This window comes from Mycobacterium sp. OAE908 (assembly GCF_017872775.1).
Classification (GTDB): Bacteria; Actinomycetota; Actinomycetes; order Mycobacteriales; family Mycobacteriaceae; genus Mycobacterium.
Genome location: NZ_JAGGJL010000001.1, coordinates 1849412 through 1862969 on the forward strand (window position 1 = coordinate 1849412; position 13558 = coordinate 1862969).

The 13558-nt window shown below is 65.2% G+C and carries 15 protein-coding genes; 6 read left to right on the forward strand and 9 right to left on the reverse strand.

Annotation, left to right across the window (positions count from 1 at the left end; translation table 11 throughout):
- Positions 1-51: 51 nt before the first annotated feature.
- Positions 52-363 (reverse strand): hypothetical protein, encoded by a 312-nt coding sequence (locus tag J3E61_RS09125; protein ID WP_192724892.1) that lies wholly within the window; start codon positions 361-363, stop codon positions 52-54.
- Positions 364-458: 95 nt separating this feature from the next.
- Between J3E61_RS09125 and J3E61_RS09130 the strand changes: the two genes are divergently transcribed.
- Both J3E61_RS09130 and J3E61_RS09135 read left to right on the forward strand, forming a co-directional pair.
- Positions 459-1079 (forward strand): hypothetical protein, encoded by a 621-nt coding sequence (locus J3E61_RS09130; RefSeq protein WP_210083329.1) that lies wholly within the window; start codon positions 459-461, stop codon positions 1077-1079.
- Between the two features lie 98 nt (positions 1080-1177).
- On the forward strand, positions 1178-3256 hold the full coding sequence (locus tag J3E61_RS09135) for an AMP-binding protein (protein ID WP_210083330.1): 2079 nt from the start codon (positions 1178-1180) through the stop codon (positions 3254-3256).
- 5 nt (positions 3257-3261) lie between these two features.
- Here the strand turns inward: J3E61_RS09135 and J3E61_RS09140 are convergent, their stop codons facing one another.
- From J3E61_RS09140 to J3E61_RS09160, 5 genes are all read right to left on the reverse strand, one after another.
- Entirely contained in the window at positions 3262-4686 is a 1425-nt protein-coding gene (locus J3E61_RS09140) for an MFS transporter (RefSeq protein ID WP_210083331.1), read from the reverse strand.
- 48 nt (positions 4687-4734) lie between these two features.
- The gene (locus J3E61_RS09145) at positions 4735-5520 is read right to left on the reverse strand and encodes a maleylpyruvate isomerase N-terminal domain-containing protein (RefSeq protein WP_210083332.1); all 786 of its coding nucleotides are present in this window, start codon (positions 5518-5520) and stop codon (positions 4735-4737) included.
- A 71-nt stretch (positions 5521-5591) separates the two neighbouring features.
- Positions 5592-5888: a hypothetical protein gene (locus tag J3E61_RS09150; protein ID WP_210083333.1), complete on the reverse strand. Its 297-nt coding sequence runs from the start codon at positions 5886-5888 to the stop codon at positions 5592-5594.
- A gap of 278 nt (positions 5889-6166) precedes the next feature.
- Positions 6167-7417 (reverse strand): beta-ketoacyl-ACP synthase, encoded by a 1251-nt coding sequence (locus J3E61_RS09155; RefSeq protein ID WP_210083334.1) that lies wholly within the window; start codon positions 7415-7417, stop codon positions 6167-6169.
- Positions 7418-7690: 273 nt separating this feature from the next.
- Positions 7691-7993: a hypothetical protein gene (locus tag J3E61_RS09160; protein WP_210085691.1), complete on the reverse strand. Its 303-nt coding sequence runs from the start codon at positions 7991-7993 to the stop codon at positions 7691-7693.
- On the opposite strand from J3E61_RS09160, the gene J3E61_RS09165 reads away from it, so the two are divergent.
- Complete coding sequence (locus J3E61_RS09165; RefSeq protein ID WP_210085489.1) at positions 7911-8561, forward strand: cutinase family protein; 651 nt, start codon at positions 7911-7913, stop codon at positions 8559-8561. The genes J3E61_RS09160 and J3E61_RS09165 overlap by 83 nt on opposite strands.
- Positions 8562-8576: 15 nt before the next feature.
- Here J3E61_RS09165 and J3E61_RS09170 read toward each other — a convergent pair whose 3' ends face one another.
- A complete protein-coding gene (locus J3E61_RS09170; RefSeq protein WP_210083335.1) occupies positions 8577-9005 on the reverse strand; it encodes an SHOCT domain-containing protein in 429 nt (142 codons plus the stop codon).
- Between the two features lie 114 nt (positions 9006-9119).
- Between J3E61_RS09170 and J3E61_RS09175 the strand changes: the two genes are divergently transcribed.
- Positions 9120-10109, forward strand: coding sequence for a YihY/virulence factor BrkB family protein (locus J3E61_RS09175; protein ID WP_210083336.1), 990 nt, complete (start codon positions 9120-9122; stop codon positions 10107-10109).
- Between the two features lie 10 nt (positions 10110-10119).
- On the opposite strand, the gene J3E61_RS09180 is transcribed toward J3E61_RS09175, so the two are convergent.
- On the reverse strand, positions 10120-10761 hold the full coding sequence (locus tag J3E61_RS09180) for a TetR/AcrR family transcriptional regulator (RefSeq protein WP_210085490.1): 642 nt from the start codon (positions 10759-10761) through the stop codon (positions 10120-10122).
- Positions 10762-10867: 106 nt separating this feature from the next.
- On the opposite strand from J3E61_RS09180, the gene J3E61_RS09185 reads away from it, so the two are divergent.
- Together J3E61_RS09185 and J3E61_RS09190 are read left to right on the forward strand one after the other, a co-directional pair.
- On the forward strand, positions 10868-11662 hold the full coding sequence (locus J3E61_RS09185) for an SDR family oxidoreductase (protein WP_210083337.1): 795 nt from the start codon (positions 10868-10870) through the stop codon (positions 11660-11662).
- Positions 11663-11754: 92 nt separating this feature from the next.
- Positions 11755-13008: a hypothetical protein gene (locus tag J3E61_RS09190; protein ID WP_210083338.1), complete on the forward strand. Its 1254-nt coding sequence runs from the start codon at positions 11755-11757 to the stop codon at positions 13006-13008.
- Positions 13009-13083: 75 nt separating this feature from the next.
- Here J3E61_RS09190 and J3E61_RS09195 read toward each other — a convergent pair whose 3' ends face one another.
- Positions 13084-13557, reverse strand: a complete 474-nt coding sequence (locus J3E61_RS09195) for a MerR family transcriptional regulator (RefSeq protein WP_210083339.1) — start codon at positions 13555-13557, stop codon at positions 13084-13086.
- Position 13558 lies beyond the last annotated feature (1 nt).

Genomic DNA, 13558 nt, shown 5'->3' on the forward strand with positions numbered 1-13558 from the left:
GCGCTATACGGGTTCTGAATTACCGGAGGTCGGCAGACTACAAGTGAACGGTTAGACCTGGCCGAGCGGTCGACAGGCGTTGGACACCGGATTCCAGTACTGTCCGTCCCCGCAGTTCGGCGGGAACGGCGCCAACGGCGGCCTGCACACATTGGCGACCGGATCCCACCAGTCGCCGTTCTGGCAGCCCAACGGGACCGGGCCCACCGGCGGCTGACAGACGTCGGCGACCGGGTCCCACCACTCCCCGTTCTGACAATCGAGCGGTTGCGCCGAGCCTGCCGCCGGGAGAACCAGCGACAGCGCGGCGATCGGTGCAAAAGCGGCGGTGAGGATCGCCGCACGACAAATGAGCTTTCCCATGAGCTGAGCCTGCCCCATGCAGGGCCTTCTCAAACCGCTGCCAAGAATCCACCAAGTGCCAGTCCTCAGCATTGGTCTAGACGAAAGGAAACCCGATGACCAGGAACGCCAGCCGACTGGCACTCACCGCGGTAGCAGCCGTCATGCTGACCGCCGGGTGCACATCACAGGCGGGTTCGACTGCGGCACAGCATAGTTCGACGACAGCGCCGGCCCCGACGACGGCTGCCCCCAGTGTCGCCGCGGTGCAGCTCGCCGACTTGCTGTCAGCGCCTGTTCCAGAGCTGTGTGAGCACGAACCGGGCAATCTTGTGAACGGACAGCTGCCCAATCAGGATCCCCATAACGGGCAGGTCCGGGTTGCCAGGAAGGGGTATCCGGACGGTGACTACTGGGTCGCGTTCGGTGACCTGACCGGTGATGGCGTCGAGGACGGCGCGCTGGTCACTGAGTGCAGCGCAGGCGGCGTTCCATGGGCGGCCACCGTACAGCTCTACACCGGTGGGCCCACGCGGCTGGGCGGCGTGGACTTGAGCGACCTGACTCACGGACGCGAAGTGGTGACCGGGTTGTCGATCGCCGACGGGATCGCGCACGTGTCGTGGCTGACCCAGGGTCCCGATGACCCGGAATGCTGCGGCACCGTGCGCATGACCGCAGATCTGCGCTGGGACGGCTCGAGAGTCGTGACGGAGAACGTCCAGCGAATCAACTGAACTGCGCTGCGTGGTCCAGCGAAATGGTTCCACGCCGTGGGCGGATGAACCACAATGTGTTCTTTCGCTCGGCCTAGGAACTACCTGGCAGGACCACCGTGGCACATGATGTGATCGCTTTCGACATCACGCTGGATCACTCATGTGCCGACGTCTGGGGCGTCCTGGAGGCGCCCGACGGGTATCCGCGATACTTTCGCGGCCTCGGGTCGTGCGAAGAGGTTGCCGGCAAAGGTCTGCACTTCGAGGTCCGGCTGTCCACCCCTCGCGGCGCCGTGATGGTTCACGAGATGCGGCAGACGCTCCGCCGGTCGAACCTGCTGATGTGGCTCCACTCAACCCAGGTGAGTGATTCCTTCGTGTCGATTCGCCTGACCCCCGAAGATGGTGGCACCCGGATCGCGCTGAAGATCTTCGGCGTCGGACTGCTGCATCCCGACCTCGAAAAGGTCAGCGACGGCGCCATCCGGAATTGGCTCAAGGAAGGGCTGCTACGGGTTTCGGACTACCTCGAAGGCAAGCAGTCGTCAGTTCTGGTCAATATGGGAGACGGGCGTTCACTGCAGCTCAGTGTCATGAAGACGATGATCGCGAGCGGTGTCGTGCGTGCGTCGCGACCGGATCGTGGTCTGCGACAGCTCAATTCGCTTGCCAAGTGGGGCTTCACGCTTGCCGGCGGCCTGGGGGCGGCCGCCGCGCGGTCACCGCGCAACGTAGCGTCGATCGATCGGTACGGCACGTCGACCTATGCGGACATGGCCGAACGCACCACACGCCTGGCGTCGGGCCTCGCTGCGGGGGGCTTCACCAGCGACAGTAAGTTCGCGGTCCTCGCGCGCAATCATTGCGCGATGGTCGAGTGCATGGTGGCTTCGAGCAAGCTGGGTGCGGACCTGTTGTTGTTCAACACCGGCCTTTCGGCGCACACGATCGAACTGATCATTGCGAACAACGCGGTCGACGCGATATTCGTCGACGACGACTTCGAACCCCTGGTCCGTTATCTCCCCGCAGAGCTTCCGCGGATCTCGACGCACCCTGATTCGGTTGTCTCGCAGTGGCGTTCGATCGACGATGTCATCTCCGCGGGCGCAGGCGCAACGGTGGCGCCGCCGAAACAGCCCGGCAGGCTCATCGTTCTCACCTCGGGTACCACCGGCACGCCCAAGGGTGCACGCCGGCCAACACCTCCGGGCTTCGGCGCAATCGCCGCGATGTTGTCGCGGATGCCGCTGCATCGCGACGAGGTGATGATGCTGTCTGCGCCGCTGTTCCACGCCTGGGGCCTGGCCGCACTGCAAGTGAGCACGCCGCTACTCGCGACCGTGGTGCTGATGGAACGGTTCGACGCCGAAGAATGCCTCAAAACCATTGCGCTGCATCGCTGCACCGTGCTGATCTTGGTTCCGGTCATGTTGCAGCGCATCCTCGAGTTGCCCGCCGAGGTGATCGATCGCTACGACACGTCATCGCTGCGGGTGGTCGCCAGTAGCGGGTCGCCGATTCCCGGTGCGGCCGTCGTCAAGTTCATGGACACCTTCGGCGACATTCTGTACAACTTCTACGGGTCCACCGAGGTGTCGTGGGCGACGATCGCCGATCCAACCGACCTGCGCCTTGCGCCCACGACCGCCGGTCGACCACCGTTGGGCACTCGCATCGCCATTCTCGGTCAGAACGGCAATCCCGTGCCTGTCGGTGCCGTCGGCCGCATCTTCGTCGGCAACGACATGCTGTTCGACGGCTACACCAATGCGGCGTCGCCCGCCATCGAAGACCAGCTGATGGACACCGGGGATCTCGGGTACCTCGACGCCAGCGGTCGGCTTTTCGTCGCCGGACGCGACGACGAGATGATCATCTCCGGCGGAGAGAACGTCTTTCCGCGGCCTGTCGAGGAAGCCATCGCCGCCCTGCCACAGGTCGTCGAGGTGGCAGTGGTCGGCGTTCCCGATCCGGAGTTCGGTCAACGCCTCGCCGCGTTCGTCGTCCGCGCCGAAGGGGCGTCGCTGGATGAAGCGATGGTCAAGAACTTTGTCCGAAACCGCCTGAGCCGCTTCTCGATTCCGCGCGACGTCACGTTCGTCAGTCAGCTGCCGCGTACCGCGACGGGAAAAGTGTTGAAGCGTCATCTGACCGACGGCCAGTTCCCGCTGGAGACAGGCTGGCCCGGCTAGCGCGGTCAGGGGGTCGACGCTGACGAACGCCGCAGTCCGCCGGGGATGAAGACGAGCGCAAGTACGGCGACCATCAAATACAGAGCGGCCGCAACGATGGCGGTGACGTGAAACCCAGCAAGGAAGCCGGGCGCGTCGGGTTGGCCTGCGATCGCTCCGGCGACGGCGATACCGATCGCTCCACCCGCCTGGCGCGATGTGTTGTTGATGGCCGAAGCCAAACCGGCACGCTCCGATGGAACCGTGCTGATCGCAGCGGACACGACTGCAGGCGTCAAGATTCCGAGGCCAACACCCCAAAGCAAGAACGCGGGAAGCAGCAACGCATAGGTCGATCGCGGTTGCGCCAGCGCCAGGAGGCCGAGGCCGGCGGCGGCGATGACGAGACCCGCGCCGGCGGGCAGTCGCGGACCGATGCGGCTCGTCAGCCGCCCCGCGAGCGGAGCGAGGATGGCCAGCGGAGCAAAGAGGGGGACAATGAACAGTCCGGCGACCAGCGCCGAACGGCCTTGAACCGTCTGCAGATACAGCGTCAGAACGAACAGCATCCCGAGCGTGCACAGGTTCATCGTCGCAGCCGCGACATTGGCCACCGTGAACACCGGGCGCCGGAACAACGCCAGCGGCAACATCGCGTCATCACCCCGTGCACGCTCGACGACGACGAACCCGACGAGCAACACCACCGCGGCGACCGCCGCGCCGATCACCTCAGCGGACCGTGCGCCGGAATGCCCTGCGCCAATGAACGCGAAGGTGATCGCCGCCAGGGCCAGCACACCTAAGACGACGCCAACCACATCGAGGCTTCTTCCCTGCCGATCCGTGCTCTCCTTTACCAGGATCGCCGTCGCGACGACCGCCAACACCACGATCGGTACGTTGATGAGAAATATTGCGCGCCAACCGAAGCCGGCGATCAGCGCTCCTCCCAGCAGCGGGCCGGCGGGCAAGGCCAAGCTTCCGATTCCTGCCCAAATCCCGATCGCTTTGGCCTGCTCGCGGCCTTCACCAAACGCATGCGTGATGATCGCGAGCGTGCCCGGTAGCAGCAGCGCGGCACCGACACCCTGGAACACCCGCGCGCTGACAAGCACCGCCACGTCAGGGGCGACGGCACAAGCCAAGGACGCGACGCCGAACACCACCAGTCCGCACAACACGACGCGTTTATGTCCGTGTAGGTCGCCGACCGTGCCGCCGGCGAGCATCAGCGATGCGAGAGCCAACGCGTAGCCGTCGACCACCCATTGCAGTCCGCTCACCGATGCGCCGAGCCCCGATGCGATCGACGGGAGAGCGACATTGACGATGGTCACGTCGAGCAGCACCAGGAAATATCCGGCGCACATCACCACCAGCACGGCATACGGCGATACGTCTCTCGGCCTGAACAGTGATCTCAGCGGTGTCGATGAAATTTGTGACATCCCTTCCCCTCAACAGTTGGTTCTGGCTGGCGGGCGAGGCGCGTCGGGTCAGTAGCCGCTGAGCAGTGTGCGCAGGCGACCCAGCGCGACTGGTCCGACGGTGCTGCAGACGCGGCTGGGGTCTGCCGGCCGGCGTCCCCACAACAGCAGTACCCGCGCTGCGCGGTCGGTTTCGATCGTCGCAGCGCCCTCGGCAGGTTCAAGCGCGATGGAAGATTCCTGCGCGTCGGCGGTGATGACCACGTCGGGGTCGCCGTTCACCCTGATTCTGGATTCGATGCGGTCAGCGCCAAGTGCCGCCAGTCGTTCGAGTCCTCTTTTGAGCAGTGGGAGGCCGACGGCGTGCACACTGTGTTCGGTCATCCACGGCTCGTCGAGCCGTGCCTGTGCACCCGGCTGGTCACCCGTGATGTCCCAGCCATGCAGCACGAGCTCCTCACGCATGTGTTCGGCGAACCACGCCGGCTTCATGGTGCGGCCAGTCCAAGCGACGTCAGTGTCGTCGGGCAGGTCTTCGGCCGCCTCCGCGGCTCGGCCTAGCCGGGCCATCTGTGCGGCGAATGCCGACCACAGGTCGGTGTCGTTCATCGCCCGATAGCGCGCTTCGCGCTGCTCGAATGCACGGGTCTGGACGGGCGCGCCGGACAGGTGGCCTTCGAGGACTCGCGCCAGTTCTTCGGCGTTGCCCGTTTGATGGATGACGATGTCGCGAACGGTCCAGGCTTCACACCACGTCCCGGCGTCGGGTCGGCGGCGCTGAACTGCTTCGGCGAATGGCGCCCATTCTGGGAAACGATCCCCGTCCACATAATGATCGGTCGACGAAGTATTCATGAGTCCATGGTCAACGCGGAATGATTCGATCGGCGTCGAACCATTGCCGGTGCCTTAGCCCATACCGTCGTTCAGTCCGGCCAGATGCCTTCGAGCATGACAAGAGGCTCCACGCCGGGTCCGGCGCTTCGAAACCAACTGCGGCCGCTGAGCTTCCAGATCCAATGCCCGTTGGATGCGTACAGCGTCACGTGGGTGCCATCGAAACTCAACCCGACGTCGGGATTCGCTTGGCTGTGCTCCAGGACATGACGGGCGAACCACATGATCGGCGGCGCGTGCTCCACACACAGCCGCTCGCCCTCACGGCGAAACCGTACTTCGCCGAACGACGGCGGCGGGTCGCCGGCGTGCATCTCCGCGCTCATAGCCAGCATTCGTTGCCCGCGCAGTCGCGGATGGGTTCGTATGCCTGGTTGTGACAGGTTGGCCGATGCTGTTACCGCGGTGCGCGTCGCGCACCGCTTTGATCACCGCGGCGCCGGTGACCGCACTTTGCACCAGCACCCGAGTCACTGCTCGCACAACGTCCACATTGGCCTCACGATCGCGTTCCGATACAGAGCATTCGGAGCCGACACTTCATTGGATGGGTTAGCCCGATTCAACGGCTGACGCAATTGATCAAAGCTGCCAGGCCTTTGAGTCAGTACGCGCCGAACACCACTGCGACGTTGTTGCCGCCGATGCCCAGGGAATTGCTCAGCGCAAAGCCGAGATTGGCGCGTCGCGCACCGTCGGTGACGACGTCGAGGTCGATTTCGGGATCGAGATTCTTCAGATTCAGCGTGGGCGGCACGACGCCGTCGCGCAGCGCCTGCACAGTCAGCACGGCCTCCACCGCCCCTGCGGCTCCCAGCGAGTGCCCCAACGCCGCCTTCGGCGCATACACCGCAGGCATGTGGCCGCCGAGCGCGCGTCTGATGGCGCGGGCTTCGGCAAGGTCGCCGATCACGGTTCCGGCGGCGTGCGCGTTGACATGGTCGATGTCCGATGGCGCCAACCCGGCCAGATCCAGCGCACGGACGATGGCGTCGGCGGCGCGCTCCCCGCCGGGGTCTGGCGTGAGGGCGTCGTGACCGTCGGAGGTGATGGCGCCGCCCAGCATGCGGGCCAGGATGGGCGCACCGCGGGCCTTCGCGTGTTGTTCGGTCTCGAGCAGCAGCAACGCGCCGGCCTCACCGAACACCATGCCGTCGCGGTCCTGATCGAACGGTCGGCACGCGCCCGGCGGGTCGTCGTTGTTGGTCGACAACATCCCCAGATGCGAGAACGCCGCAACCGGAACGGGCTCGATACCGGTTTCCACACCGCCACAGATCGCGATGTCGGCGTCGCCGAACACTATGGTCCGCCACGCCTGGACAAGGGCTGCGGAACCCGAGGCGTCGGCCAACATCGGGCTGAGGATTCCGGCCTTGGCGCCACGGTCGAGTCCCACCGCGGCCGCTGGCGCGTTTGGCATGTGCATCTGCACCGAAAGCGGATTGGCCGCGCGCATGCCGCGGGCCAGAAAATCGTCGTAGAGCAACACAAGCGCTTCGGTAGACCCCTGCGCATGCCCGATCGACACCATCAGCCGGGCGGTGTCGACATCAGGGGAGTTCGCCGTCTCCCACAGCCGGCGACTGAGCACCACCGCCATCTTCTGCATGTACGACAATCGACGAATCTCGATGCGGGTCAGGTGCTCGTCGAACGTTTCGCGAAGTTGGCCGCCGATGCGCACTGGGGAGTCGAACTGGTCGACGAACTCTTTGTCCAGCTCTCGGATGCCGCTTTCTCCCGCCAGCAGGCGCTGCCAGGTGTTCTCCGCGTCGGGTGCCAGAGCGGTGCTCGAGACCACCGCCGTGACCACGACATCTGGTAGGCCCTGACCCGTTCGCACCGCAGCCATACCTGCCTGATCCTCCGTTTACTCGCGCGGTCCGCTTCGGGCGCGCTCCTGCTCGCGCATCGACTGCCTGCGGCGATGAAGGGAGCATTCGCTGTTCCAACAGGAGGGTCCCCGCCGAGATTCCGGCCGGGAGCCGACGCTGACCACCCGGACGTACATGGGACGGCCGCACTCGCACATCTCGCCCGTGTACTCGTTGCGTCTGGACATCGCTGCCGCCCTTGCTCGGTCGTCTCGGCGTCTCGCTGGCCTGGGAGACGAAGTTCGCCGCGGTCATACCCCGGTCGGCCCCGTGGCAAACGCCGTTGCGACAACGCGGCCGACTTCGGCGAGCAGGTGAAGGAACCAGCTGACCGTCCTCCAATTCGGCTCCTCGGCTAAGCAATTGACGCCAATCGCCGAGCCCAGCGCGAAGAAGATAGCCGTACTAAGATAAAGCGACATGAGATCGGCCCCATCGAAGAGCCGCGCGCGCGGACGATTTGTCGCTTGGATGCTCTGCTTTGCCATCGCGCCTGTGGTGGCACTGACATGCGTCGTGCCACCGGCCTCCGCGGCTTCGTCATGTCCGGACATCGAAGTAGTGTTCGCCCGCGGTACGAACGAGCCACCAGGTGTTGGTAGGACAGGGCAGACGTTCGTTGATTCGTTGCGGACTCTGGTCGGATCCAAGTCGATCGATGTTCATCCCGTGAGCTACCCAGCCTCAGACCAGTGGGCGACCGGTCTCGACGGCATCAAAGACGCAGGCGCCCATGTGGTTTCGATGGCCACCACCTGCCCGAAGACGAAGATGGTGCTCGGTGGCTTCTCCCAGGGCGCGGCGGTGATGGGATTCGTGACGTCAGCTTCGGTGCCTGCTGGCGTGGATCCTGCGACGGTTCCCAAACCGCTGCAGCCTGAGGTCGCAGACCATGTCGCAGCAGTCGTGCTCTTCGGGCTGCCCAACGACCGAGCGATGAATTTCCTCGGCCAGCCGCCAGTGGCGATCGGTTCGTTGTATCAGCCCAAGACGGCGAAGCTCTGCGCGCCTGAAGACCCCGTGTGCTCCGACGGGCTCAACTTCGCCATGCACAACCCCGACGCGTACGACGGAGACCTGACCAACCAAGGCGCGGCCTTCGCCGCCAGTCGGCTCACCTAGCGCGGCAACGCCCGCTCAATTTCCGAGCAGCTTGCGCCTGCGCTCCTCGTACTCGACTTCGGTGATCTCGCCGCGTTCGCGTAGCTGCATCAGCTCCGTCAGCCGGTCCACCGGGCTGCGTGACTCTTCCTTCAGCCATTGCTCGCGCATCGCGAAAGTGGCCTGTTGCGCGGCATTTCGCCTCTCGACGGAATGATCGAAAACCACCTTGCGGTGATCGGTCGGGTCATAGAGAACGGGGATCAACGTATCGGCCCACGGTCGATCCGTGTCATAGAGCCACGCGTCGATGCGGGCGTCGAAGGCGGGTCCCGCCGCAGGTTCAACGCGCACGCTGATGGTCCACAGAGCGGGTGTGGCTTGAACCGGTGGACTCTGGTCGAAGGCGTCATTGCTCCGGTACAAACCTGACACCTTGCGGTGCGTGAAGAGAACTCTCGCCATCGCGGACTCGCCGCGTCGTCGTAAGCCCCCACTGCTGGATCTAGTCGGCGCCGATTCAGGGTGTGTGTACCGGGGTATCACCCAACGCGGGTGTAGGGCATCGGGGTGATCGTGATGGTTCGCTGGCTTGATCGACTGCAGCGACGAAGTCGCGCGGCGGGATTCGTAATCGCCGTGATCTACAAGCACGTCGACGATCAGGGCAGCTATCTGGCGGCGCTGATCACCTACTACGCGTTCCTGTCGCTGTTTCCCCTGCTCCTACTGCTGACCACCACGCTGGGCGTCGTACTTGCGGGACATCCCGACGTGCAACAACAAGTGCTGACGTCCACACTCCGCCAGTTCCCGGTGATCGGAGATCAGCTCAGCGAACCTCGCAGGCTCAGCGGCGGACCGACCGGGGTGATCGCGGGCATTGCCGTGGCCTTGTACGGCGGTTTGGGAATCGGACAGGCGATCCAGAATGCGATGGATTCGGTGTGGGCCGTGCCGCGCAACATCCGGCCAGATCCGCTGCGATCGCGGCTGCGCAGCCTGCTGATGCTCATCGTGCTGGGCTCGGCGGCGGTCGCGTCCACGGTCCTCTCGTCGATCGGGCATGTCACCGACTCGTTCGGGATCCTGTCCAAGGCGGGGCTTGTGCTGGCGGCCGTTGCGATCAACGCGGGGGTCTGCGTAGTGCTGTTCAAGGTGACCACCGCCCGCGAGCTGACGTGGGGTGACGTCCTGCCCGGTGCACTCATCGCTGCCGTCATCTGGCAGCTGTTGCAGTGGTTCGGCGCCGCTTATGTCTCCCACACCGTCAAGACCGCCAGCGCCACCAATAGCGTGTTTGCGCTCGTGCTCGGTCTGCTGGCGTTTCTGTATCTGGTCTCGCTCAGCCTGGTGCTGTGCGCGCAAGTCAACGTGGTTCGCACACAGCGGCTGTATCCGAGGTCGCTGTTGACCCCTTTCACCGACAACGTCGACCTCACCCGTGCCGACCGCAAGACATACACTGGGCGGGCAAAAGCTGAGCGGGCCAAAGGGTTTCAGCACGTTCACGTCACATTCGACGAGCCGGAGAAAAAGCCTCGATCATCCCCACCGGTCGAACACTGACCGGTCGGATCTAGCCGGCGGCGGGAGGCGACACCGCAAGCAGCGCGACGGCCTGTTCAGCGGCCAGCTTGATCGTCGCGGCGGACGCGCCGCCCTTACGTAGTGCCTCCATCCCGCGCAGCACGGCCAGCAGCAAGCTGGCCATCGACTTGGCGTCGGTATCCGACGGGATGTCGCGGTCGGCTTGGGCGGCGCTGATCGTGGCTGTCAGTTCCCGTAGCCAGCCGTCTAAGATCCGTTTGACCTGCTTGGCCACCACCGGGTCCGTGGAGGACAGTTCGGCAGCACTCTTGGCCAGCAGGCACCCGCGGCGGTTGGTATCGGACGCAATGTCGGCGGCCGCGGCCCGCACATGCCCAACCAGACGGTCATAGGCCGACAGGTCTGGGTTGCGGAGTTCGGCACGGATGCCGTCGAAGGCCTCGGCGGAATACAACTCGAGGCTGCGCAAGAACATACTGCGCTTGTCGCCGAACGCCTTGTAAAAGCTGCCGCGACCCAAACCGGTGGCAGCACTGAGGTCGTCGATACTCGTCGCCGCGTAGCCCTGATCCCAGAACAGGTCGCGACTTGCCTCGATGACTTGCGCTTCATCGAACTTGCGGGGACGTGCCATACGTCCACGATACCCATTAGCGACACTGCGGTACATAACTGTGCTTTGCATGCGTCGGCGTTGTGTACTATGCAGTCAATAACCTGTCATTGTTCTAGTGCTGCACGAAACAGAATGCCGTCAAACTCGAAGGAGATGTCGCATGACTACGCCCATCGTGGCTCCACAAGTGCCCACCACGCCCGTTCTCGACCTCGTCGGCAAGACTGCCGTGATCACCGGCGGCAGTAAGGGCATCGGCGCGGCCACCGTAGCTCGGTTTGTCAAAGGCGGCGCCCGCGTCGTCACCTCCGGCCGCTCGCAACCGGATTCGCTGCCTCCAGGCGTCGAGTACGTGGTTGCCGACGTCGCAACGCTCGACGGCGCCAACGAATTGGCCCGACGAGCGCGGGAGATACTCGGCGACGTCGACATCATCGTCAACAATGCCGGCGCATCGACGCCGCATCCGTTGGGCGTCCTCGACATCGATGACGCCGAATGGGTCAAAGATCTAAACATCAACTTCCTGGCCGCCGTCCGGCTCAACGCCGCGCTGCTGCCCGCGCTATACGAGCGTGGCACCGGCTCGATCATCAACGTATCCTCGGCCGTGACGCTGAGCCCACCCTCGGCGATGTTGCACTACGCCACCGCCAAAGCGGCCTTGTCCACGTACACCACGGGTCTCGCCGCAGAGGCTGGGCCTCGCGGCGTGCGGGTCAACACGGTGACACCCGGGAACGTCACCTCGCCGGGTGCCGACGCGGTAAGACAAGCGCTCATCGACGCCGGAGGCGCCGACACCCCTGAGGCCGGTGGCACCCCGATCCCGCTCGGCCGAAACGGCGAAGGGGCCGACATCGCCGAAGCGATCGCATTCCTCGCCTCCGACCGGGCAGCGTGGATCACGGCCAGCAACCTCGTCGTCGATGGCGGCCAGATTCAAGCCGGATGACCTCAATTAGCGCGCCGGCGCGCGACTTTCGTCAACTTCTCGATCCAATTGATCGACGTGTTCGGGGCCTGCCGGCGGTAGCCTGACAACCCATGAGTGACGGGTGGGTTCTGCTGGAAGGCGGCGACATCGCCGGCCTGATCCGGCATCTGAGGTTGAACGCCGGCAGCATGGAACTGGCCGAGGTGGCGCGGCTCATGGAGGGCGCGGCGGCACTCTCGGGATTCGACGACATGCGGGAAGCCGCCGCGGCGCTGGCCCATGAGCAGGGACCGCAGCAGCTTTACCGGTTCGGTTACACCTGCATAGAGCGCGGTATTCCGTTCCTGGCTATTCCGCCGTTGCGGCGCGCGCTCGAAATCATGCCGGGCGAGCCGCTGTTGCTGATGGAACTGGTGTCCGCACTCGAACGGGAGAACCGGCACGCCGAGGCCGTCACGGTCTTGGCACCACACGTCGACTCGCTCGATCCGTGGCCCGCGCGTTATCTGTTGGCCTACAACGCGCTTCTTGCCGGCGACCTCGGCCAGGCTGAGGCGGAAGCCCAACGGCTGCCCGTGCCCGACGGTGACTGGATGCCCGCCCGCGACCGGCTCGCGCGGATGATCGCGCGGGCACACGCGGCCCGGGCCGTGACCCCACTGGACGGCAGGGACCTGAGGGGCTGGCATTTCGCACTCAATGGTGGTCTGCTGATCACGATCTCGCCGTATGGGTTCAATGACGGCATGAACGGCAGGTTCGCGTATTTCTCCGATACCTTCGCGATGTGTCGGCTGAGCCTTGATCGGCTGGGCTTGATCCTGACCGCGGCGGGCCGGCGGCCGGCGTCGGTAGGCCTGCTGCCCGACCGCTCCAGCCAGATCCTCGGACTAGCGGCGGCAGGGCTTTTCGGCCTACCGGCCGAGCCGTTTGTCCCAGGGCGCCCCGATGCGCTCGTGGTGGCCTACGACCTGAATGAGACGGACACCGGGGGGCTGCGGGAACGCGCCGACGGGCAGGTGCTTTTCGAGCATGCGTCCTGCTGGACGGACCCGCCGGCGGTTGGCGGCGACGTCACCGGGTTCCTGCACCAGATCGCGACGTCGCCGTGGGGTGAGCGGCTGAGCGCATCCCCGGCCGGCGAGCCGCAGACCCTCCCGCCCGACGAGCGTGGCATCGAGGAACTGGCCGCCGAGATCGTCCGTGCCGCACCGGAATCCTTGGACAGGGCCGAGGACGGCGTCCCCGGGGATCCGGACGAGGCGCTCGTCGGGCTGGCGCAGGCCGTCCGCAGCCACTGGCTCACCGGACCGAGGGACGCTGCGCGCTCGCCCGGCCCCGTTCCCAGCAGCCGGTTCGCCTAGACGGAAGTCGGTGTTCGTCTGCCGATGAGTGGCGCCTGCGAAATGCTTTGCACCCCATACGATTTGGCGCAGCGGTTAGCAGGTGTCGCCGGTGGTGCCGCCGTAGGTGGCGATTTTGTATTCGGTGGCGGCGAGGGACAGGGTGAGTTCGCGGATCTGGCGGCGGATGGTGTCGCGATGTTCGAGCAGCATGTCAAGTCGTTCGGGCACGGTCTGCTCACCGCTGTCGACGAGCGCGATGTAGTGCTGCAGATCGCGGATGGCCATGCCGGACAACCGCATCCGGGTGAGGAAGACGAGTCGGCGCACCGCCTCGGGCTGGTAGCTGCGGTGGCCGCTGCTGTCGCGATCCACCTCGACCAGGCCGATGCGTTCGTAGTAACGCAGGGTGTGAGCGGAGACGTCGAGCAGATCGGCGACCTCGGCGATGGTCATCGGCTCGCGGACTTCACTGGTGTCGGCGAGGCGGTGGATGACCTCGATCGACATCGGGCCGTCGATCTCATCGAGTGAGGCGAGCGCCCTGCTCATCAGGTCGTCGGTGGACATA

What these genes read in the sequence shown, in the direction of transcription:
- J3E61_RS09140 (WP_210083331.1), bottom strand. Translation starts at nt 4,686, where the DNA reads ATGTCACAAATTTCATCGACACCGCTGAGATCACTGTTCAGGCCGAGA.
- J3E61_RS09185 (WP_210083337.1), top strand. Translation starts at nt 10,868, where the DNA reads ATGACTACGCCCATCGTGGCTCCACAAGTGCCCACCACGCCCGTTCTC.
- J3E61_RS09180 (WP_210085490.1), bottom strand. Translation starts at nt 10,761, where the DNA reads ATGTACCGCAGTGTCGCTAATGGGTATCGTGGACGTATGGCACGTCCC.
- J3E61_RS09195 (WP_210083339.1), bottom strand. Translation starts at nt 13,557, where the DNA reads ATGTCCACCGACGACCTGATGAGCAGGGCGCTCGCCTCACTCGATGAG.
- J3E61_RS09145 (WP_210083332.1), bottom strand. Translation starts at nt 5,520, where the DNA reads ATGAATACTTCGTCGACCGATCATTATGTGGACGGGGATCGTTTCCCA.
- J3E61_RS09170 (WP_210083335.1), bottom strand. Translation starts at nt 9,005, where the DNA reads ATGGCGAGAGTTCTCTTCACGCACCGCAAGGTGTCAGGTTTGTACCGG.
- J3E61_RS09155 (WP_210083334.1), bottom strand. Translation starts at nt 7,417, where the DNA reads ATGGCTGCGGTGCGAACGGGTCAGGGCCTACCAGATGTCGTGGTCACG.
- J3E61_RS09175 (WP_210083336.1), top strand. Translation starts at nt 9,120, where the DNA reads ATGGTTCGCTGGCTTGATCGACTGCAGCGACGAAGTCGCGCGGCGGGA.
- J3E61_RS09130 (WP_210083329.1), top strand. Translation starts at nt 459, where the DNA reads ATGACCAGGAACGCCAGCCGACTGGCACTCACCGCGGTAGCAGCCGTC.
- J3E61_RS09150 (WP_210083333.1), bottom strand. Translation starts at nt 5,888, where the DNA reads ATGAGCGCGGAGATGCACGCCGGCGACCCGCCGCCGTCGTTCGGCGAA.
- J3E61_RS09125 (WP_192724892.1), bottom strand. Translation starts at nt 363, where the DNA reads ATGGGAAAGCTCATTTGTCGTGCGGCGATCCTCACCGCCGCTTTTGCA.
- J3E61_RS09160 (WP_210085691.1), bottom strand. Translation starts at nt 7,993, where the DNA reads ATGTCCGGACATGACGAAGCCGCGGAGGCCGGTGGCACGACGCATGTC.
- J3E61_RS09190 (WP_210083338.1), top strand. Translation starts at nt 11,755, where the DNA reads ATGAGTGACGGGTGGGTTCTGCTGGAAGGCGGCGACATCGCCGGCCTG.
- J3E61_RS09165 (WP_210085489.1), top strand. Translation starts at nt 7,911, where the DNA reads ATGCTCTGCTTTGCCATCGCGCCTGTGGTGGCACTGACATGCGTCGTG.